This is a genomic window from Ligilactobacillus pobuzihii E100301 = KCTC 13174 (assembly GCF_000349725.1).
Classification (GTDB): Bacteria; Bacillota; Bacilli; order Lactobacillales; family Lactobacillaceae; genus Ligilactobacillus; species Ligilactobacillus pobuzihii.
Window position 1 is genome coordinate 22,348 of record NZ_KB714704.1, and the last position, 19,975, is coordinate 42,322.

At 36.5% G+C, this 19,975-nt stretch carries 20 protein-coding genes; 14 read left to right on the forward strand and 6 right to left on the reverse strand.

Annotated elements, in window-relative coordinates:
• Window positions 1-467 precede the first annotated feature (467 nt).
• From LACPOB_RS12755 to LACPOB_RS0111025, 5 genes are all read left to right on the forward strand, one after another.
• On the forward strand, window positions 468-716 hold the full coding sequence (locus tag LACPOB_RS12755) for a hypothetical protein (RefSeq protein WP_017868873.1): 249 nt from the start codon (window positions 468-470) through the stop codon (window positions 714-716).
• Window positions 717-725: 9 nt separating this feature from the next.
• Window positions 726-1,274 (forward strand): hypothetical protein, encoded by a 549-nt coding sequence (locus tag LACPOB_RS0111010; protein WP_017868874.1) that lies wholly within the window; start codon window positions 726-728, stop codon window positions 1,272-1,274.
• Window positions 1,275-1,533: 259 nt separating this feature from the next.
• Entirely contained in the window at window positions 1,534-2,784 is a 1,251-nt protein-coding gene (locus tag LACPOB_RS0111015) for a replication initiation factor domain-containing protein (protein ID WP_017868875.1), read from the forward strand.
• Window positions 2,781-3,005 (forward strand): DUF3173 family protein, encoded by a 225-nt coding sequence (locus LACPOB_RS12840; RefSeq protein WP_017868876.1) that lies wholly within the window; start codon window positions 2,781-2,783, stop codon window positions 3,003-3,005. The genes LACPOB_RS0111015 and LACPOB_RS12840 overlap by 4 nt, the downstream gene beginning before the upstream one ends.
• On the forward strand, window positions 2,992-4,236 hold the full coding sequence (locus LACPOB_RS0111025; protein ID WP_017868877.1) for a tyrosine-type recombinase/integrase: 1,245 nt from the start codon (window positions 2,992-2,994) through the stop codon (window positions 4,234-4,236). The genes LACPOB_RS12840 and LACPOB_RS0111025 overlap by 14 nt, the downstream gene beginning before the upstream one ends.
• A gap of 492 nt (window positions 4,237-4,728) precedes the next feature.
• Here LACPOB_RS0111025 and LACPOB_RS0111030 read toward each other — a convergent pair whose 3' ends face one another.
• From LACPOB_RS0111030 to LACPOB_RS0111045, 4 genes are all read right to left on the reverse strand, one after another.
• Window positions 4,729-5,418 carry an ABC transporter ATP-binding protein gene (locus tag LACPOB_RS0111030; RefSeq protein ID WP_017868878.1) on the reverse strand — a complete coding sequence of 230 codons (690 nt, stop codon included), beginning with the start codon at window positions 5,416-5,418 and terminating at the stop codon, window positions 4,729-4,731.
• Window positions 5,419-5,422: 4 nt separating this feature from the next.
• The gene (locus LACPOB_RS0111035; RefSeq protein WP_017868879.1) at window positions 5,423-6,478 is read right to left on the reverse strand and encodes an ABC transporter permease; all 1,056 of its coding nucleotides are present in this window, start codon (window positions 6,476-6,478) and stop codon (window positions 5,423-5,425) included.
• 16 nt (window positions 6,479-6,494) lie between these two features.
• Window positions 6,495-7,007, reverse strand: coding sequence for a TetR/AcrR family transcriptional regulator (locus LACPOB_RS0111040; protein ID WP_017868880.1), 513 nt, complete (start codon window positions 7,005-7,007; stop codon window positions 6,495-6,497).
• Window positions 7,008-7,282: 275 nt separating this feature from the next.
• Window positions 7,283-8,056 (reverse strand): sulfite exporter TauE/SafE family protein, encoded by a 774-nt coding sequence (locus LACPOB_RS0111045; protein WP_017868881.1) that lies wholly within the window; start codon window positions 8,054-8,056, stop codon window positions 7,283-7,285.
• Between the two features lie 137 nt (window positions 8,057-8,193).
• On the opposite strand from LACPOB_RS0111045, the gene LACPOB_RS0111050 reads away from it, so the two are divergent.
• A complete protein-coding gene (locus LACPOB_RS0111050; RefSeq protein WP_017868882.1) occupies window positions 8,194-8,772 on the forward strand; it encodes a TetR/AcrR family transcriptional regulator in 579 nt (192 codons plus the stop codon).
• Window positions 8,773-8,879: 107 nt separating this feature from the next.
• Here LACPOB_RS0111050 and LACPOB_RS0111055 read toward each other — a convergent pair whose 3' ends face one another.
• The gene (locus LACPOB_RS0111055; RefSeq protein WP_017868883.1) at window positions 8,880-9,947 is read right to left on the reverse strand and encodes an efflux RND transporter periplasmic adaptor subunit; all 1,068 of its coding nucleotides are present in this window, start codon (window positions 9,945-9,947) and stop codon (window positions 8,880-8,882) included.
• A gap of 216 nt (window positions 9,948-10,163) precedes the next feature.
• Between LACPOB_RS0111055 and LACPOB_RS0111060 the strand changes: the two genes are divergently transcribed.
• A complete protein-coding gene (locus LACPOB_RS0111060; protein ID WP_017868884.1) occupies window positions 10,164-10,991 on the forward strand; it encodes an exodeoxyribonuclease III in 828 nt (275 codons plus the stop codon).
• Between the two features lie 254 nt (window positions 10,992-11,245).
• Window positions 11,246-11,650 carry an OsmC family protein gene (locus tag LACPOB_RS0111065; protein WP_017868885.1) on the forward strand — a complete coding sequence of 135 codons (405 nt, stop codon included), beginning with the start codon at window positions 11,246-11,248 and terminating at the stop codon, window positions 11,648-11,650.
• Window positions 11,651-11,756: 106 nt separating this feature from the next.
• On the opposite strand, the gene LACPOB_RS0111070 is transcribed toward LACPOB_RS0111065, so the two are convergent.
• Window positions 11,757-12,209: a hypothetical protein gene (locus LACPOB_RS0111070; protein ID WP_017868886.1), complete on the reverse strand. Its 453-nt coding sequence runs from the start codon at window positions 12,207-12,209 to the stop codon at window positions 11,757-11,759.
• Between the two features lie 603 nt (window positions 12,210-12,812).
• Here LACPOB_RS0111070 and LACPOB_RS0111075 point away from each other — a divergent pair.
• From LACPOB_RS0111075 to pepT, 6 genes are all read left to right on the forward strand, one after another.
• The gene (locus LACPOB_RS0111075) at window positions 12,813-13,673 is read left to right on the forward strand and encodes an arginase family protein (RefSeq protein WP_017868887.1); all 861 of its coding nucleotides are present in this window, start codon (window positions 12,813-12,815) and stop codon (window positions 13,671-13,673) included.
• Window positions 13,674-14,036: 363 nt separating this feature from the next.
• On the forward strand, window positions 14,037-14,708 hold the full coding sequence (locus tag LACPOB_RS0111080; protein WP_017868888.1) for a hypothetical protein: 672 nt from the start codon (window positions 14,037-14,039) through the stop codon (window positions 14,706-14,708).
• 336 nt (window positions 14,709-15,044) lie between these two features.
• Window positions 15,045-15,494 (forward strand): hypothetical protein, encoded by a 450-nt coding sequence (locus tag LACPOB_RS0111085; RefSeq protein ID WP_017868889.1) that lies wholly within the window; start codon window positions 15,045-15,047, stop codon window positions 15,492-15,494.
• Between the two features lie 257 nt (window positions 15,495-15,751).
• Window positions 15,752-16,441, forward strand: a complete 690-nt coding sequence (locus LACPOB_RS0111090; protein ID WP_017868890.1) for an N-acetylmannosamine-6-phosphate 2-epimerase — start codon at window positions 15,752-15,754, stop codon at window positions 16,439-16,441.
• A 348-nt stretch (window positions 16,442-16,789) separates the two neighbouring features.
• Window positions 16,790-18,433 (forward strand): peptide ABC transporter substrate-binding protein, encoded by a 1,644-nt coding sequence (locus LACPOB_RS0111095; RefSeq protein WP_017868891.1) that lies wholly within the window; start codon window positions 16,790-16,792, stop codon window positions 18,431-18,433.
• A gap of 20 nt (window positions 18,434-18,453) precedes the next feature.
• Complete coding sequence (gene pepT, locus LACPOB_RS0111100; protein ID WP_017868892.1) at window positions 18,454-19,713, forward strand: peptidase T; 1,260 nt, start codon at window positions 18,454-18,456, stop codon at window positions 19,711-19,713.
• Window positions 19,714-19,975: the final 262 nt, after the last annotated feature.

Genomic DNA, 19,975 nt, shown 5'->3' on the forward strand with positions numbered 1-19,975 from the left:
CTATATTTCAAAAAAGATTAAAATTACGAATTTTTAGTTTCAGTTTGGTTTATAAGGTTAAGCGGGAGCTATGATTTTTCGCATAATTTTTTTGTTTTTTAGTTTCAATTTAGTTTCAACTTAGTTTAATGCAAGCTTCATTGGACATTGCAGTTTGTCAAGAATTTAGATTATTTAGTTTCATTTTAATTTACAAGATAAGGACTTATTGATTTTTTTTGTTTTTTATTTTCATCTTTTAGCAAACAATATTATTTCTAAAACCCCTATATTTTTACGTTAATAACGGAGTTTGACGCTGTCTATTATGAAGATGTAAACTCAGCTTTGTTGCTTTACTTTTTAAGTCAACAAAAATTTATGTATGAGGTGATCTTATAATTAAGTGGAACGAAAGGGTAATTGTTAATCCCGAATTAGTTGAAGCTGTCAATGGGAGTGGTGCAGTTGTTAAAAGGATTGAACCGTTGTTTGGCTTTGACAAAGTTAATAGAAAAAAGTCAGACAAGCAAGTAGGTTATATAGCCACAATTTGTATATTGGACCAAGGGGAAGTTGCAGGAGATACTTTCAAAATAAATGTTGTTGATGAACCCGAATTATACTCAAATGTCCAAGTTGAGGTGTCGGATTCCAAGGCCTATGCTGGTCGGACACGAGGTAATAGAAAGTATCTTGGTATAGAGCTTACTGGTAAGTTACTAAAAATTAAATAGGTTCGCATAATGAAAACATTGCTATTTATGTGGCATTGTATTACAGCCATTCCTGTAGTTGTGCTTGTCCCATTAGCTGTAGCTGGAATAATAACGGGTATTTATCTAGCTATAAGAATCTATTTTTTGGACTTAAAACCTTTTGGTGTTATTTTCGACTATTTGGCGCATAAGGAAAAAATTGCAGAAGAACAGGAAACTTTTAGTAAGGAAAAAAAGAAATTTGAATTTAAAAAAAAGCAATTTAAAAGAGAAAAAATATCTTTTAGACAATTGGAGAGTAAGAAGAAGGACGATTTAGATAAAATTAAAACAATTAAGGAAGAGTATCTGTATGAGATGAACGAATGGAGAACTATTAATTTGAGTTTTGAATCAAGAAACATGGAAAAACCGTATGAGCTGTTATCGATGTTAGTTAAAAATAATGCATATCAGAATAAGTTTTACAAAGAAATTAAGGGGCAAGTGGGAAGAAAATCGGATGACCATTCTACTTTCTTGATTCAAAGATTGCTAGAAGAATTAGATTTTTATTTTAGGCTCGTGAGAGTGTAATTTCGTAAGAAATATCTTATTGATTGTTATGTTTTTCATAGTAATTGTATTGTTTCAACTTATATTGTGATGTGCGATTCTTTAACTGTAGTGCCAAATTATAATTATATTTTTCAAATATAATTATAATTTGGTGCAAACCTTGAGAGGTCTGGGGAGATTGGTATAATTTTCCCCAGCTTTCTATAAAGATTAAGTCTGAGATGTAAAGTCTAGTATATGTAATGACCTAGACTCCACCATTTGCTAGTGAAAGAAGGTGATCTATATCAAAAAGAATATAAAAGTTGGTATCGACGAGTTGAGTATTAGTATAGTTCCAGTTTATCCTGACAATCAAACGGTTGACTGGTGTCGCGACGCATTATGCTTAATTGACGAGTTTGAAAATAGTACAGGTTTAAAGGCTTTATATGGAAGCATCGAATATAGTTTGACTAATTTTCCAAGGTATAATCAAACTTATGAATTTCAGACAGCTAATTCAATTATTATTGCGTACAATGATTTTAAGAAAAATATGGGAATCATATTTCACTTTGGTGCAAAAGCTTGGAATCAATATGTTTCTGATTATCTTAATTTAACTGGTCAAGAGATGAATCCCAGTAAATTATTGCTTCTTATAAACACTGGTGAAAATTATAAAATTAGATTGAGCCGAATAGATTTTACGGCAGATTATTTTAATTATGCGATTAACCTAAATGAGCTATACACAGATATTAACAACGGAAAGATTACTCTGCAGTTATATGGAGGAGGGAATAAAAAAAGAAAAACAACTGCATTTTTAAAGGAAAGCCATTTACAAACATTTTATATTGGTTCATCTAAAGCAGGCACAACTTCTAGAATGAGAGTGTACGATAAAAAGGCGGAGCAAATAGAGCAGCAGGGTTTTAGAATGAAAGAGGCTGTGGATTGTGAAAGCTGGACAAGGTTCGAAGTGGTTTTTAGACGGGACTATGCACATCAAATAACTGAAATATTACGTTCAAAGGAATTTAATGAAAAACAGTTGCAGAACCTTGTAGTTAATAAAATTTTGGAAAAATACAAGCTCGTAAATACTGAAACCGGAGAAGTTCTTAACATTTCGGCTGATTTAGAAAAGCTATTGGATGAATCTGTACTCAAATTTAGTAAACCTAGTCCAAGAGACAACGATTTAGGGAGTTCATTGAAACACCAATTAAACAACTCTGGATTAATGCCACTCTTCTACAAGGTTGATAAATTATGGGGGACAGATATTTTATATATGTTATTTTTAGGGCTTTTTGTTTGGTATAAAAAAAACTATAAACCTAACAAAGACGCAAAGATCTGGATTAGAAAGCACAGGAGGACTACGAAGATAAATTGTATTGAACAGCTGTTTGTAGATGTATCTAGAGAAGATGTAAAAAAAGCTACCGATTACTTTGGCGAGTTCGGTAGTAGTGATTATGAGAATAATCATCATCTAGATGCATTATGTCACTTTTTGCAGGAAAATGAAAGGTGATACTTTTGATAAAAACTACATTAGATAAAGAAGACATTGTTAAATTGGGATTTCTTCCTAACACTGCTAAAGATGTCATCAAAAAAGCAAAAGTTTTTATGGTAGAAGATGGCTATGAGTTCTATAATAAACCTAAGTTAGGTAAAGTACCTGTTAGAGCAGTTGAAGCTATATTAGGGTTTTCGATATCTATAGAGGATGATAAGAATGTCGAAAACTAAGTATCAAAATGTATATCGTGATAAAAATGGAGAGTATTACATCAGTGTTTATATAGGAAGGAATAAGGTAACTGGAAAAAAGAAAATAAAGAAAGCAAAACGAGACGAAAAAGGAAATCATTTCAAAACTGCGAAACAAGCTTCTAACGAGGTGCAACGGATTAAACGTAAATATAAAGATGCGTCTAAACTTAGTAGCGATGGTTTAACTTATGGTGAATTTATGGAAAAAATATTTTTGCCTATGTATAAGGGAAATGTGCAGACTGGAACTTGGGATTCAAGACAGACGATTTTTAAAATAGTTCAAAACTGGTTTGGCGATAAAAAGTTATCGCAAATAAGCCCATTAGAGTGTTTGCAATTTAGAACGTGGTTGTTAGATACTGATGAAGGTAATTATTCGCAAGGATATGCTTCGCAGATTTATACTCTTTTCCGAAAAACTTTAGATGAGGCCGTTGATTTGGAATTTGTTTCCAAAAATGTGGCCCGTCAGAAAAATGCATTACGAGCAATTCCTAAAGGTAAACGGGAAATAAGCTATTGGAACTTAGAAACCTTCGAAAAGGTTATTTCTTGCATATATACCGACGATTTTTATGAAAACATGTGCTTTGTTGCCTTGTGGCTTTATTTTATGACTGGTATGCGTGTAGGTGAAGGACTTGCATTATTTTGGGATTCAGTGGACTTCGATTCTAAATGTATGTATGTCAATCATACTTTAGAACGATATAAAGGTGGCAAATATTACCGGAAACCACATACTAAAACAATAAATGGCGAAAGAACTATTAATATAGATGACGATACTGTGGCACTTTTAAAAAGATGGAAAAAAAGACAAACAGATTATGGACTTAAATACTTTGTTTTAAGTGTTACTGATCAACCTATTTATAAAGATACGATAGGAAGAATAATCAGAAGATACGCAAAATTGGCAGATGTTGAACCAATTAAACCTAAAGAATTGCGACATTCCCATGCTAGTTTATTGATCAATAAATATAATTTTGATGTTTTGACCGTTTCCAAAAGGTTAGGGCACTCTAGTCCAGAAATAACATTAAAATATTATGCCCGTTTTTGGTCTGGCAGAAGTTTAGAGGTAGCAAATAGGTTATCGGGTGTTGTGAAATATTCTTCACCACATGAAACAATGATTAATTTTAATGGGAATCAAAGTATTAAAAAAAAGATAGATGTCTACCAAAAGTCTACTTGAAAAAACATAATACGCTTATAACAGTGATTTAATAACGTTAGCTGCATACCTGTTTCTTTTGAGTGGGAATAAGGCGCCAAGTGAACTTGGTGATGGAACTCCCTGTAATTAACAAGTTTGGTGCGATATCTAATTAGAAATTAGTTTAAATACTAGGGTAGTCCGCCAAATTTATTTACAGATGTTTGGTTGTAATTTTGGATCAGTTTAGTCTGTAATTCAAATAAAAATGGTGCTGAAAAAATTCAGCGCCATTTTTTATTTGGTCTCGGCTCTATTAAATTTGACATTTATTAATAACCCACCCAACAAAATCAAGGTAGATGCAATCATTACGAGCATAAAAAACGTTAGTATGAGTTTGTTTTTTAATATAGATTTCTTCTTTTTTGAAATTTTCATCAGACGGTCAATCTCAACGAAAAAAACAGCAATCCTGAAAAGTTTACGTGGATTGCTGTTCAAAATGCACAAACATAGTTGGGAAAGACTCTAGTAGTTATTAACTGGTTCTTTAACCGATAGATAGCCGTCACTCATCTCGTACAAATGGTCAGCTGATTCAATTAGTCGTGCATCATGTGTGACAACGACAACAGCCTTGTTGTGCTTTACAGCCAAGTTTTTTAATAAGGCAGCTACGACACTGACACGAGAGCTATCGAGTGCAGCTGTAGGTTCGTCTGCAAGAATGATTGCGGGATTTGGATATAAGGCTCTGGCGATTGCCACACGTTGCTGTTGCCCGCCTGATAATTCGGCAGGATATTTGTTCAATAATGACTTGATACCAAGGGTTTCTAGAACGTCATCAAGTTCATCAGGTGATAGGTTCCCGTTGGGCTTTACTTTATCGACAAGTTTAAACTGATCTGCAATCGTTAGATAGGGAAGTAAGTGATACTCCTGTAGAACGAAGCCAATTGAGTCAAGGCGCAGTGCATCACGTTCTTTTTTTGAACGTTCGTTGTAACTGATACCATTGACTTTTACTGTACCTGATGTTGGCGTAAGAAGCCCGCCGGCAATCGTGAGGAATGTACTTTTGCCTGAACCTGATGGTCCCATGATCAAACTTAGACTACCGGGATCGGCTTCAAAATTAACATCGTGAAGAACGTGTACTTTAGCGGTACCAGTTCCGAAAATTTGATTTACGTTTTTTACTGAAAATGAGTTCATTAATTTACCCTCCAATGACTGAAACAGGATCAACACTCAATACAGACTTGATAGGAATTAAACCACCAATCATAGCCATTACCAACAGACCAGCACCAACTGCACCAAGGACTGGAATATCAAACGCCATTGGAACACTGGCAGGAATAACAAGTGCAGTTGCTGTAGTGAGCAACGTAGCAACAATTAATCCAGTGATAACGAGTAAGAATGATTGTGCAATGGTTGCCATTACGAGAACTTTACTTGGAATGCCTTGTACACGCAAGACGGCATAATTCGGTAGCTTTTGCATGGTTAAAATGTACAAGAACACTGCGATAATGATTAGCGAAATAACCATTAAGAAGCCGATCATAATAATGAACGTGGTTGTTTGCGCTTGATAACCCGGGAGTTTATCGATCACTTGCTGTTTGTCATAAGTCTTGACGCCTTTGTGGATGTTATCGTATTTTGAATCTTTAGAGATTATCGCTGATGCAATTGGACCACCAGTAATGTCACGTAAACTTTGCCATGTATCTAGTTGACCATAAACAACTGGAGCAACGTTCATTTTTGCTTTTTTAGTGAAGCCAACAATGGTAAATTTTTGCTTATCATCGTTGAGTTTAACTTTACTACCAAGCTTATACCCTTCAAGTCTAAAGGCCGTATCAGCAACTATTTCATGTGTGTCTTTTACGTTTCGACCACTGTCGAGGTCAATGTTTTTGTAAATGAATTCATTAGATTTGAGCCCAACGAAAACTGCCGCTAATTGTTTATGGCTTTTTGCTTTAGCAACAATTGATGTTTCTCCAATTAGTGATTCTTTATTACTTAATGTACCAACTTCGTCTTTTGTTAAGAATGATTGACGCATATCGACATTTGAATTGGAATTAAGCGCAATGCGATTGCCACCCCATGAATTAATGGCGTCAGTATTCTGTTGAGCTAATCCAAGTGCAAGACTTGTTAATATGAAAATTAAGTAACCGATCAAAACAATCATTGTCACAATTAAGCCAGAACGAATTTTTTCTTTTTTGAGTTCCTTTAAAGCCAAAAACATAGTAGATTCTCCTTTATTAATAAGCCTTTCGCAATACCTTTCGGAGTTGCTCAATGCGTTGTTCGATATTGACCGGGTCAAGTACTATATCACGGACTGTTTGGTGGTATAGCACGGTGACAGCCCATGTTGAATAGCTATCATCGGATAGTCTCAACTTTGTCGGCTCGCTACCTAAAAAACCTTCGTTATATCTATAGTGTTTTTCGATTAAATCTTTGTAACCTTTTTTATCAGTACCACTAACAAAATGTCGTATTGATTCAACGTACTCATCGACATTACTTGCGTTTGGTGTTTTCGGCATTTCTTGATGAATTTGGAACATTGCGATATCGAAAATATAATTATATGCGTCAGTCAAGTCTTCAAAATACTTGTAAAAAGCGCCGCGAGAAATTCCGGCATTAGATACGATTCTTGCAACTTGAGCCTCGGCTAAGGGATAGTTGGAGAACTCGTTTAATAATGAGTTTCGGATGCGATTCTGCTTGTCGGGTTTTAAATTTTCAAAGGTTGGTAATACCATTGACTTAACCTCCATTTCATTTTTAGTGACACCGTGTCACTTATTGCAGTTACAATCATACCAACGGGGGTGACACCGTGTCAACAATTAATTCTATTTTTTATTCGCCAAGTAAAAAACCGCCCATGATATTCAGCATTTCAATATCGTAAGGTGGTTTAATTAATGTACTTTTTAGTTAACGTTAATGATTTGTGGAAGTATTACTTAAGAGACTGGTAGTTTTTAGGTTTAGTTTGAAAAATTTATCATAGACATAAAATATGTCGCATGATTTATTTGAATAACAGAGTAATTCCCATCGCCATGTTGCCAATAATTATCAAAGCATCGATCAAATTATTATTTTGAGAGTTTTTCTTTTGCGAAATTGATTTGGTCAATAAAAATGTGCCAAAGAATGCGCCTAATATTGCTCCTCCGGCCAACACACCGGCTAATAGCCAGTCAACAGTTCCCACACCGGCGCGCATTAAAAAACCTACCAAAGATATACCAGCCAAAACAAAGACGGAAGTCCCGACTGTTTGCATGGTCGTACAGCCTAGTAAAGTTAATCCTGCAATAATTGCAGTCGTTCCACTGGTCCCAACTAGTCCTGATAACACACCACTAATAATTCCAAAAAAGCTAGCTTGCCAAAAACGTTTTGTCTGACTAGTATTAAGCTCACTTTTAGTATCAGTGGGCTTTCTTTTTTTGATGATCATTAGGACAGTTAAAACTACGATGACACTGCCAATTAATGTGTTGTAGTTGTTGTCAGGAATATCGCCAGAAAAATAAGAACCAACTAATGCACCGGCTGTTCCCCAGCCTAACATCGTCCAACCGATCTTGAAATTGACGTTAGATTTTTGAGCGTGGAGATATGCACTGATCGCAGCTGTTGGGAACATAGTAGCTAATGATGTGGCTGTGGCAACTGCGGGTGAAATATTAAAAAATAAAGTTAAGACACTGACGTATAAAGCTCCAGCACCTCCGCCTGTGATGACAGTGGCGATTCCCATGACAAAACCGATAAACGCTAAAATAATTAATTGCATATATTTATTCTCCCTTGTCTACTACATTTAAGTAAGATAATATTTAAGTCGACATCAAAAATTATAAGGATATTGACTTTGACGACAACCAACAATTTAAGGCGTTTTGTCGGTTTAGTAGCTAAGGAAGGAAAATAATGGCACAGTTGGGAGAAATAAATTCTACAGAACAAAAGATCATGCGGGCATTTTGGCAGTTATACCAACAGAAAAAGATCAGCAAAATCACGATCCGTGAGATCATTACTTTGGCCGGGTGTAATCGCAGCACCTTTTATGCACATTTTGCCGATGTCTATGACTTATTGGAGCGGTTTGAAAATCGGCTTTTACCTGATTTAATGCAGCCGTCAGTGCAAAAAATTATTGCCAAGAATGATATTTCCTTGTCAGTGGAACACTGTATGCAGCTCTATCAAAAATACAAACCTTATTATCAATTACTTTTAGGGCCAGATGGTGATCCAAGTTTTCGCACTAAATTGACCGATTGTTTGGGTAAAATTATTAAAGCCCACCTAACTTCGACTTCAGAAAAAAACGAATTTGAAACAGATTTCTTGATTGAAGTAACCTCTTCAATGATTATCTCCTCGTTGATATTTTACTTTAAAAGAGCAGACCGTCCACAAGCTACTGAGATCATTGATTTGATCACTAAAGTTTTAAATGATGGTGTTTCTGGCGAACTTCAATGGCATATTTTATCAGATTGATCAGGTATAAAATCTTTCTATATATAAATGTAGCAATGTTTAAGACCTAATAAGAAGATTGAGTAGCTTGGAGTTATTTAGAGTCGATTTTGGACGATTTTTCGCAGCTATTTACGTTCGTGGATCTGGAGTCCATTGTGCAAATTTTTATTTGGATCAATAATGATTTTGTCACCTTTTTTTAGTCCATCGCTGATGATAAACTTCTGACCCAAGGGTTTTCCCGTGACATTAATTTTTTGTGCTTTTCCATTTGGCTGAACTAAGTAAACATGGTTCTTTTGAACAGCTGATTTTGGGACCTGTACTCCTGTTTGCGGTACTTTAAATTTTACGACCTGACCGTTTAAGAAGGCCGCATCTACAGGAACGGTAAACTTATATGCAGGTTGATCAGCGTGTTTTTGTGTGATTGGTAATTCTGAAACAAAAGAGATCTTACTGTCTTGTTTTTCAGCCAGAATTGAATTTTTTAAAGTGATCTTGGCGTTGTTTTTAACCTGAGTGTAATTCATTTGTGGTACTAGCGCTTCTAAAACGCGTTTTTTTGAAAAGACTATTATTTCTTGTTGACCATTTTTTAGTTGCTTTAGTTGGTATGTGCCGTCAAATGGTGCAATGACTTCAATTTCACTTTGCCCTAAAAGTTCATCTTTGTTTGCTTGTAGTTCAGTTAACCTGTTTTGTAAATTGTTAATAGCTATTTGCTGATTTTGTATGAGAGTTGATCTTAGTGTTTGCATTTCTACTTGGTCGGCTGAGTCTTTATCCTTACCGACCTTAAAATCCGGCTGATTATGGTTTTCATTGGTTATTTTTTGTTCTTCCAATTGTTCTTTGATGCTTGTGATGTTAGTTTGGACTTGTTTTAATTCTGCCTGTTTTGCTGGAAAAGAAATGACAGCAAGTGCTTCTCCTTTTTGAACCGTCTGTTCATTTCTTAGTTCAGTACTTAAGAGTGCATCTGTAGGAATTTGCTTAGTGTACGTTGAATTGCTGGCAACTGTACCTTTTCCACAATACGGTGATACATTTTCAGCTATTGTTACGTGGTAGGTTGATTTTGTTATTTGATCTTTTTTCAGGCTGAAGCCATAGATGAAGATTATGCTGATAATTATAGCCAAGAAAACTGTTACTAGTATCTTATTATACTTATTAATAAACTTTCCCAAATTTTACCCCTCATTTACCGTTTGATGGTCAGTACACATAATTCGTGCTTATTGTAATTGAAAATTTATTTTTTTAAAATAAAGTGGTTAATTGCAATGACTATTAGACTCTGATTTTTCACTAAAAAGTGACTTAAGTTGCGTTTTTCAATAAAATACATGTTTCGTGTTATAGTTAACAGTAACAATAAAATTATGCGGTAAAGGAGAACAATCGTGAAACTAATTTCGTGGAATATTGATTCATTAAATGCAGCTTTGACTAGTGATTCGAACCGAGCACTACTCTCCAGAGATGTTTTAAAGACGATCACTGAATATGATCCTGATGTGATCGCTATTCAAGAAACTAAATTATCGGCTAAGGGACCAACTAAAAAGCATTTAGACGTCTTGAAGGACTTTTTTCCTGACTATGATATTGCCTGGCGCAGTTCAGAAGAACCCGCCCGCAAGTCATATGCGGGTACAATGTTTATCTATAAAAAGGTATTAGCACCAAAAGTTACCTATCCCAAGATCGGTGCTCCTGAAACGATGGATCAGGAAGGGCGGATCACGACTTTAGAACTAGACAAATGTTTTGTGTCGCAAGTTTATACACCAAATTCTGGCAATAAATTAGATCGCTTAGCCGACCGCCAAGTTTGGGACGAAAGATATAGCGAATACTTAAAGGAGCTCGATCAACAAAAACCAGTTATCACTTCAGGCGACTTTAACTGTGCACATACTGAGATCGATTTGGCTCATCCTGACCGTAATCATCGCTCAGCTGGTTTTACTGATGAAGAACGGGCTGATTTCACCCAACTATTAGACAATGGCTTTACCGATAGTTTCCGTGCAGTGCATGGGGATATTAAAGGTGCTTATTCATGGTGGGCTCAACGTGTAAAGACTAGTAAGACTAATAATTCGGGATGGAGGATCGATTATTACCTAGTTAGTGACCGAATTAAAGACCGAATTGTTAAGTCTGAAATGGTAGATTCGGGCACTAGGCAAGATCACACACCGATCTATTTAGAAATTGACTTATAAAAAATTGAATTTTAACTGCGGACAAAGTCCTGATGTACCCTTGCGGTAGGTCAGGGCTTTGTTTTTATGAAAATGTTTTGTATAATAAGCAAATCACTAAACCGTAAAAAACTAAGAAAGTTAGTGATCAATTATAAGCGGCTTTTTAGGTGATAACTGGGATTTTGTGCATATAGGGGGTTAAAAACTTGAGGATCTCAACTGCCTGATCCTTGTTATTATATGTTTACGAAATACAGCAGGGGTGGATGATAATGAGTACAGATAAGAAAAAACAATTGGTATTACAAGCAAATAATGGTAATTTTGTGTTGCCTCATACACCAGAAAACTGGGTATTAAAAGCCAATCAAGGTTATTCACCAGTTCAGATGGTCGTTGCCGCGACGGCCTGTTGTGGTGGATACGTTTATCAAGAAATTTTAGAAAATTCACACGTGTCATTTGAGATGGTTCAGGCTGAGGTTTCTTACACTAGAAATGAAAAGAAACCAGCACAACCACTAAAACAGATCGAAATCACTTTTTGCCTAAAAGTGACAAATGAAGATCAAAGAAAAGCGATAAGTTGTTTACGTTTGATCGACCGTCATTGTCCGGTAATACAGTCTTTGGACCCAGAGATCGAAGTTACACAAAAAGCCGTGTTCGTTGATTAGAAGGATAAAAACGCTTGGTAATATGAACATGTGAGAAAATGGGCCAACAAAAAACGCCAGCAACACAAACAGCTGACGTTTTTTCTGTTTATTTTCCAAGCTTTTGTTAGTCTAATTCAGCCATGCTAGCTGGTAAGAAAAGTGAAGCAAAGCGGGTTATTGGACCACTGAATAAGAAGACTACGACAGTACCTGTCAGAATGGTGAATGGTAATGATGATAACCAATCCATTACAGATCCCCAAGAAATTCCACCGAAGACCATCGTTAAAATGAATACGATCGTTACAACGTTGATCAAGACGATCCCGATCATCGTGTCATACTTACTATTAGACCCCAAACAAAAATTCCCAACGGCTGTTCCTATTTTAGGTAAGGGTAATAGATAAGCCATCAACAAGGCGATGATCCATCCATATAAAGTTGGTTGAAAAAGTGATCCGAAGTTTTGTGGCGCATCGTGTAAAATGTTGATCGCCATTGAGATATTAAAGGAAACAAGTAAGTTGATGAGCAACTGTTCAATTAAAAATGCGAAAGATTTTTTTGGCAACATAATTAGTCCCTCCATTGTTGAAAAAATTTTTAGTACAACATTTCCTGACAAGCAATTCGCAAGCAAGCTTTTTTAACACAAGTGAAAATAAGCGTAAAAAGGTATTTGAAAAATGATTACTTATAAGTGCTATAAAATGAATAATAAATTAATGAATTATAACAGGCATCGATTACAAATAGTTTAAAAGCAATAATGTAACCGCTTTATTTATTTTGTTAAAAAACAGGTTAGCCTCACTTTATGTGATTTTAACCAGAAACAAAAGGGTAAATATTTGGCGAAAATAATGTGAATTACTTATCAATTCAAGTATATCTTGAAAACTAATTTTTGAGAAATAGTATTTGTACAATTCTTTAATAACCAATTTACTATTGTATAGTTAAAATGTACGTTTGTTAGTGCTTTAACTGGAAATTTTTATTGAAAGCGATAAAATAATAAGTTGAAGACACTTTTAAATTATCCTAACGATGGGTTGCTTTTTGAAAAAAGGTACACCATTTTAAGAATGCGAGCGTTTGAATTGTAGAAATGATCTGAGTTAGTATGATTAAAAGAGAGGACAAATATTGTGGAATTAAACTTGGAGGTTTTTGAATGACTGTAAAAACTATTAGATTAGTCAGTGAACAATGGCAGGGAGGAATGAATGAAAATTATAGTTTCGGAGCCCGACTACTATCACACATTGTGCCACCAAGCTACTCTGATGAGACAGAAACCATTTTTACTCCTGTTAGTTCTGAGGTTAAAAGTGATGGGCAAGTCGATGCTGGGGCTACCTTAATCGAACAGATGCAGGCTACATATGATATTTTAGTTGCTAAGGAACCCTTGAATGTGTTGACACTTGGCGGAGATTGTAGCGTTTCACAAGCCCCTTTTGATTATTTGCATGGCAAATATCCAGCTAAATTGGGTTTGATCTGGTTAGACGCTCATCCGGATGTGGCAACAACCAAGACCTCCCATCATTTACATGAAATGGCATTATCAAATCTGTTAGGCAGGGGTGCACAAAACTTCAACCAGGCCATTAAGAATCCTTTCAAAAAAGAGGATGTTTTGCTGGCGGGCTTACGTCATGATCAACTACGACCGATGGATGCAGCTGTTAGTGAATTGAACTTGCAGTATGTGACCCCAGAAGCTCTGGCAACTGAAAGTACAGCAGTTACCAACTGGATCAAGCAACAAGGATACACTAAAGTTGTGATCCACGCTGACCTAGATGTTTTAGACCCTGCCGATTTTCACAGCATTTTACCGGCAGAACCAGGATTGGATAAGCGCGACTTTGACGCTGCGATCGGAACGATGAAGCTTGACCAAGTACTACGCTTATTAACTGACATTTCTCAGACAGCTGACATAGTAGGTTTGACGATGGCTGAACATATGCCATGGGATGCTTTACGTTTACGTCACGGTCTTGCTGATTTGGCGATTTTTAAATAAAGAATTTAAAATACAAAAAAATTGGAATAAGGCTGGGACAAAATAATGTCCCAGTCTCTTCTTTGACTAAAAATAATCAAATTATTGCTTGTGATTTTTATGGCATAAACGCGTTTCAAAAGTCTGAATTCTCAATGTAATGCCATATACGCCATTCCTATCCTGCGCCTTGCTACGGCCAAAAATAACGTAAACGACATTACATACCGGCTTCAAAACGACTTTTGTCCCGCTCTCGCCTTTTTGTATTGATCGGAGTAAAATGAAACTGGTATATTGAAATAAATAATGGTTCAACATGTGTAAGACAATAATAGTTTGTTATTAGCAGATTAGAAAAAGGTAGAAAGGAGCTTGAATATTTTGAAAGAACCAAGTCAACAAACAGTACAACGGATACTAAATGAAGCAAATGAAAATATTACTAAATTCCAAAAATCACGCTTCGGCCTACCATTTAAAAAAACGATGGAGGCCGATCAAATCAATTATGTGATCGCCAGCTTTACCGGGGCTGCTTATACGGGGGATGGACGAACACCGAAACGCTGGACTGCGGAAACAGTTAAAAATGTGATCAGCATGTACTTTCCCCAGTTTTTAGTCATTGATACCGACTTACTGGGACAGATCGTTCCATTACTGGTCAATTACTTTACCTTTTTAGAACATGACCAACATTATATTAAAAATAGTAACGCATTGATCAAGGCAGCTTTTGTCGCTAATTCAGATTTAGTTGCTGCTTGCATGGATCCATCTGATTGGCCTGATGGTGACATTGATGATATTGTCAATGGGGACTTAGGTGAAGAATTTTTAAATCAGACTTCACCAGAAGAATTAGAGCAAATGAAACAGGCCTATACTGTTTTATTACAGGAGCAACAACAAGGGACCTTGGCCTCAGAAGATGAAAAAATGCTGCAGATCTTAGATGGCGTATTGTCACATGAAGATGACCGATCAGATCGAGCACAGACAAAATCAAAGGGACATCCGCAGATGAAATTAGTAAAAAAGCCACGTAAATAATTGTTGTTAGAATAAGTAAAGAAGGAAAAGAATGCGATCCTATTAATTAGAAAAGTATTCTTTTCCTTTTTGTAATGACTAATTTCAATTAAGTTTGTATGTTGATAACGTTGAGTTAAATAAAAAGGCTGAACTTAAGTGTACAACTTTTCAAACTGTATTGTATGTACTTAAGAGTGCTTCTATTAATCTGGTTAAATTTAGAGATAAGACGTGGTGACAGTAAAATTTATTTGGTAAAACAAAAAGTGATGCCAAGTTGTTTTGACGAATTAACAATTGAACAAGAAAGTAAGTTATAATATGAACAGTAAATTTAGAAAGTAGAGTAGTGAAATGACAGGAGAAAAACAATCATTAACACAAAAAGCCAATAACTGGCTGAGCAGTCCAAAAACTTTTTTGATGCTAGCAGTAATAGTGATTTTGATCATTTTAGGTTCAGCCGTGTTTTCCGGGAACTCAGATAAACGTTACCTTGATGATCAGGGTTGGAATGTGCAAATCAACGACGGCGGTAAAAAAACTGAAGTCAATGTTTATTTCTCTGGAGACAAGGCGTATGGCTTTGTCAAAGGAAAAACAGATCTGCCTAAAAAAAATGCAGCGCAGGTTAAATATGACAAGAAACGACACCAAGTAAATATCTATGGCTCACAGTCAAAGATGAGCTTTTTGATTTCAAAGAAGAAAAATAGCCAAGTAGAAGGCACAGCAACATTTGGGAATAGTAGTCAAAAATACTCTTATGTGATGACTAAAGACGATACGATCCAGCTAAAGTAAAATAGAGTGTAACTAGTCAGTAAGGTTTAAGTAGCAAGGGCTTTAGTCATAAAATAAGATGAATGTTTTTGATATTGACATTAAAGTTAACTGGATGAAAGGTTTTGGGTTGAGTCACTTGGCTAAAAGACATCTGAGCACTTTTCTTAAAAATTCCTTTCTTCAGTCATATCAGAAATGTATTTTGTTTTATACGCAAGTTAGTCTGATGTTAAACTGACAACGATGACGTCGAGTCAAAGTAACAGGAGGCCAATATGAATAAAGAAACGTTTATCAACCAAGTTCAGGGAGGTTTGATCGTGTCTTGTCAGGCACTACCGGGTGAACCTTTGTATACAAAAGCAGGAGGAGTCATGTCGTTGATGGCCCAAGCTGCACAGCAAGGTGGGGCAGTCGGGATCCGCGCAAATTCAGTCCAAGATATTCGGCAGATCAAAGCACAGGTAGATTTACCAGTGATCGGGATCGTCAAGCGTGACTATCCACCAGAAGCACCTTATATCACGGCCACTATGCAAGAGGTAGATGAGCTGATGACCGTTAAACCAGAAGTGATCGCACTAGATTGCACTTTACGTCCGCGACACGATGGTCTTTCAGTCACTAAATTTATTCAACAAATTAAAAGCAAGTATCCGAAGCAATTATTGATGGCAGATATTTCTACTCTAGAGGAAGGTATTAATGCAACTCAAGCTGGTGTGGATTTTGTGGGGACGACTTTGGCTGGCTATACTGCAGAAAGTGAACATCTGCCTGGCCCTAATTTTCCATTGATCAACAGTTTGGTTGAGCATGGCTTAGAAGTGATAGCAGAAGGTAAGATCCATACGCCACAAGAAGCTTCACAGATCAGAGATATGGGAGTGATAGCTGTGGTAGTTGGTGGGGCGATCACTAGGCCACAAGAGATCACCCAACGATTTGTGGAAAAATTGCGTTGACATTAAAATATTAGCTGTTAAAATTAAATTATCATTAAAAGACGCTGAAGAGAAGAGTAGCTTGTGGCCTAGATAACAGAGAGCGTGGATGGTGTAAGCACGCATTTAGCAAAATGAGTGAAGATGAGCTTGGAGTCTGTTGATTGTGAAAGCAGTTAATACGGAACGGGACCGTTATCACTCGTGACTTTTGGCTAAGGCAGAAGTTAGTAAGGTAGTCGATGTGAGTCGACTGTAAAAAAGGTGGTATCACGCAAAAGCGTCCTTTCAGATTTTTTCTGAAGGGGCGTTTTTTTCTACTTCAGTTAACACATTTGTTTCTCATTTAAATTTAAGGAGGCAGCTCAGATGAACAAAAAGTTACTGTATACATTTGTTATTGGAACAGCTTTATTTTTAACTGCTTGTGGGAATAACAATGATTCACAAAGGTCAGGGACAGGAAAGTACGCTGACAAACAAGAGCTTCATTGGACGGAAGCTTCGACTTTGGCGACAGCCGACTTATCTAAGGCAACTGATACTTTAAGTTTCAACACTTTGATGAATACCCAAGAAGGTTTGTATCGTTTAGATAAAAAGGGAAAACCAAAACCGGCCTTGGCGGTCAAAACTAAAAAGTCAAATAACGGTAAGACTTATGACTTTACTTTGCGCAAAGGTGTGAAATGGTCGAATGGGGATCCAGTCACGGCTAAAGATTTTGTTTATTCCTGGCAGCGAACTGTTGACCCAAAAACGGCTTCCCAAGATGCGTTTTACTTTGATGGTGTTGAAAATGCTACTGATATTTACAATGGGAAAAAAGATAAGTCGACTCTGGGCATTAAGGCAATTGATGCCCATCATTTACAAGTTAAACTGGCAAAACCAGTGGGGTATTTTGATCAACTTTTAGCCTGGCCACTATTTTATCCTTTGAATCAAAAGGTTGTTGAAAAGTATGGTTCTAAGTATGGGACACAATCAAAATATTTAGTTTCTAATGGTCCATTCAAATTGACAAAGTGGGATGGTACAGGTAAATCATGGACTTTGGCTAAAAATGATTCATATTGGGATAAAAAGCACGTTCATTTGGATAAGATCACTGAGTTAGTTACTGAAAGTACTACAACTAGTTACAATATGTATTCGTCTAAGAAAGTTGATGAAACATTGTTAAACGGCCAACAAGTCAAGGCTAACCAAAATAAGAAAGATTTCGTCAAGCGTTTGCCAACAGCTACCACACGTTTAGACCTGAATCAAAACAAGATCCCAGCTTTCAAAAACAAAAAAATCCGCCAGGCCTTTTCGTTAGCTATCGACCGGCAACAATTGACTGATAAAGTTTTACAAGACGGGTCAGAGCCACTGAAAGGTTTTGTTCCAAGCCAAATGGGAGATGATCCTAAAACAGGACGCCATTTTGAAGATGAAGCTTACGTCAAAAAAGCAGTTTCTTTTGATTTAAAGAAGGCTAAGTCCCTGTTAAAACAAGGCTATCAAGAAGAAGGAATCAAGTCCTTGAAAGTTGATTTGTTAACGTCTGATACTGATAGTAGTAAGCAAGCAGCAGAATTCTTGCAAAGTAAGTTAGAAAGTTTGCCAGGTGTACGTGTTTCAGTTTCCAAAGTTCCGTTCGTACAAATGATCTCACGTCAAAGTGATAAAGATTATGATATGACCGTTAAAACTTGGCAGTCTGTCTTTGCTGACCCAATCAATTTCTTGGATATCTTCGAATCAGATGCCAGCCAAAACAATTCGGGGTTCAAGAATAAAGAATTCGACGACTTGTTAGACCAATCAGAAAATGAATATGGTGATCAGCCAGAAAAAAGATGGCAGAACTTAGTTCAAGCCGAAAAGATCTTGATGGATGACCAAGGAACGATCCCACTATATCAAGTTGCTAAATCACAACTCTTACGAGAAAACGTGAAAGGTGTCATCTTCAACCCAGCAGGTGTACCTTACGACTGGAAAGAAGCTTATATCAGCAATTAGAAATGAGGCATATTAAAGATATGGTTGAAATAAAAGGAAGTTATTTGGAAGAACATTTCCTCAAATATTGTCGGTATAATACTCGTTCAGATGGTAATAGCCAGACGATCCCGACGACACCAGGACAAGTTAAATTGGCAAAACGTGTTGTAAAAGATTTGCAGCAATTAGGATTGCAAGCTTGGTATAACGAAAAGAATGGTTTTGCTGCAGCTTATTTGCCCGCTAATAATACAAAAGAAGTCACAGCCCTGGGATTTTTTGCTCATCTGGATACAGCTGACTATCCGGCAGAAAATGTGAGTCCACAGGTTTATCCCAATTACGATGGGGAAGATATTGTCTTAAATAAGCGAGAAGACATTGTCTTGTCTGTGGCAGAATTTCCAGAACTAAAAAAGTTAGTAGGACAGCGCTTGATCACGACTGATGGAACGACCTTACTAGGTGCAGACGATAAGGCAGGCGTGGCTGCTTTGGTATCAGCCTTAAAAACTTTAGTTGATCAACCAGACATTTTACATGGGCCGATTTACGTGACTTTTGGACCAGACGAAGAAATTGGTCAGGGAGCAAAGCATTTCGATGAAAGTCAGTTTCCTATCGAGTTTGGATATACCTTGGACAATGGTCAACCAGGTGACTTAGAATATGAAACGTTCAACGCTGCATCAGCTCAGGTCGACATCAAAGGAACGCCCGTCCATCCAGGAGATGCTTATCATTTATTAGTGAACGCTACGACTTTGGCTAATGAATTTGTTGCATCCCTGCCGGATGATGAAGTTCCTGAGAAAAGCCAAGGTCATCAGGGTTTCATCATGGTGACTAACCAAGAAAGCACACCCGATCACGCGCGGTTAAACTTGATAATTCGTGATTTTGACAAGTTGCGTTTTGAAGCTAAGAAACAATTATTGCGGGAAATAACAACTAAAATCAATGCACGTTTTGAAGAAAAGCGTGTTAAATTGACCTTAAAGCACCAGTATTCAAATATTGGTGATAAAATCAAGAAAAATCCTTACATTGTAGAACTTGCGTTGAGTGCATACAAAAAATTAGGTTTAACACCAAATGTGACTCCTTTTCGGGGTGGTACGGATGGGAATTTCTTAACAGAAAAAGGGATCCCAACACCTAATTTATTTAATTCCGGAAATAATTTCCATGGCAAATACGAGTATGTAACAGTTGAAGGAATGCAGCTAGTTGTTCAAACCGTCATAGAGATCTGTCGACAACATTTTAAACAAAGCAAGCCGGTAAAACAGGAGTGATAGAGGGCTTTACCGACATGATACGAGGTTAGTTAGGCAGATTATGTTGGAAGTTGTGATATGACTAGTCAGAAATCCGGCAGTTAAAAAATTAGTAACAGATAAAATAATTACTACAGCCCCTAAACTAACAACATTCTAGTTTAGGGGCTGCGTGTGTAAAAAATATCTTGAAGTTTGATTTGAAAAAGTGAGTAATATTTGTCTATAATTAGTAATGTAAAAAGGCTTTCATAAGTTGACGATCAGTTGAAGTGAATAG

Excerpts from the sequence above, each read along its gene's own strand:
- LACPOB_RS0111025 (WP_017868877.1), top strand. The coding sequence starts at position 2,992 with ATGTCGAAAACTAAGTATCAAAATGTATATCGTGATAAAAATGGAGAG.
- LACPOB_RS0111075 (WP_017868887.1), top strand. The coding sequence starts at position 12,813 with ATGACTGTAAAAACTATTAGATTAGTCAGTGAACAATGGCAGGGAGGA.
- LACPOB_RS0111035 (WP_017868879.1), bottom strand. The coding sequence starts at position 6,478 with ATGTTTTTGGCTTTAAAGGAACTCAAAAAAGAAAAAATTCGTTCTGGC.
- LACPOB_RS0111045 (WP_017868881.1), bottom strand. The coding sequence starts at position 8,056 with ATGCAATTAATTATTTTAGCGTTTATCGGTTTTGTCATGGGAATCGCC.
- LACPOB_RS0111070 (WP_017868886.1), bottom strand. The coding sequence starts at position 12,209 with ATGTTGCCAAAAAAATCTTTCGCATTTTTAATTGAACAGTTGCTCATC.
- LACPOB_RS0111090 (WP_017868890.1), top strand. The coding sequence starts at position 15,752 with ATGAATAAAGAAACGTTTATCAACCAAGTTCAGGGAGGTTTGATCGTG.
- LACPOB_RS0111010 (WP_017868874.1), top strand. The coding sequence starts at position 726 with ATGAAAACATTGCTATTTATGTGGCATTGTATTACAGCCATTCCTGTA.
- pepT (WP_017868892.1), top strand. The coding sequence starts at position 18,454 with ATGGTTGAAATAAAAGGAAGTTATTTGGAAGAACATTTCCTCAAATAT.
- LACPOB_RS0111030 (WP_017868878.1), bottom strand. The coding sequence starts at position 5,418 with ATGAACTCATTTTCAGTAAAAAACGTAAATCAAATTTTCGGAACTGGT.
- LACPOB_RS0111050 (WP_017868882.1), top strand. The coding sequence starts at position 8,194 with ATGGCACAGTTGGGAGAAATAAATTCTACAGAACAAAAGATCATGCGG.
- LACPOB_RS0111065 (WP_017868885.1), top strand. The coding sequence starts at position 11,246 with ATGAGTACAGATAAGAAAAAACAATTGGTATTACAAGCAAATAATGGT.
- LACPOB_RS0111040 (WP_017868880.1), bottom strand. The coding sequence starts at position 7,007 with ATGGTATTACCAACCTTTGAAAATTTAAAACCCGACAAGCAGAATCGC.
- LACPOB_RS0111095 (WP_017868891.1), top strand. The coding sequence starts at position 16,790 with ATGAACAAAAAGTTACTGTATACATTTGTTATTGGAACAGCTTTATTT.
- LACPOB_RS0111085 (WP_017868889.1), top strand. The coding sequence starts at position 15,045 with ATGACAGGAGAAAAACAATCATTAACACAAAAAGCCAATAACTGGCTG.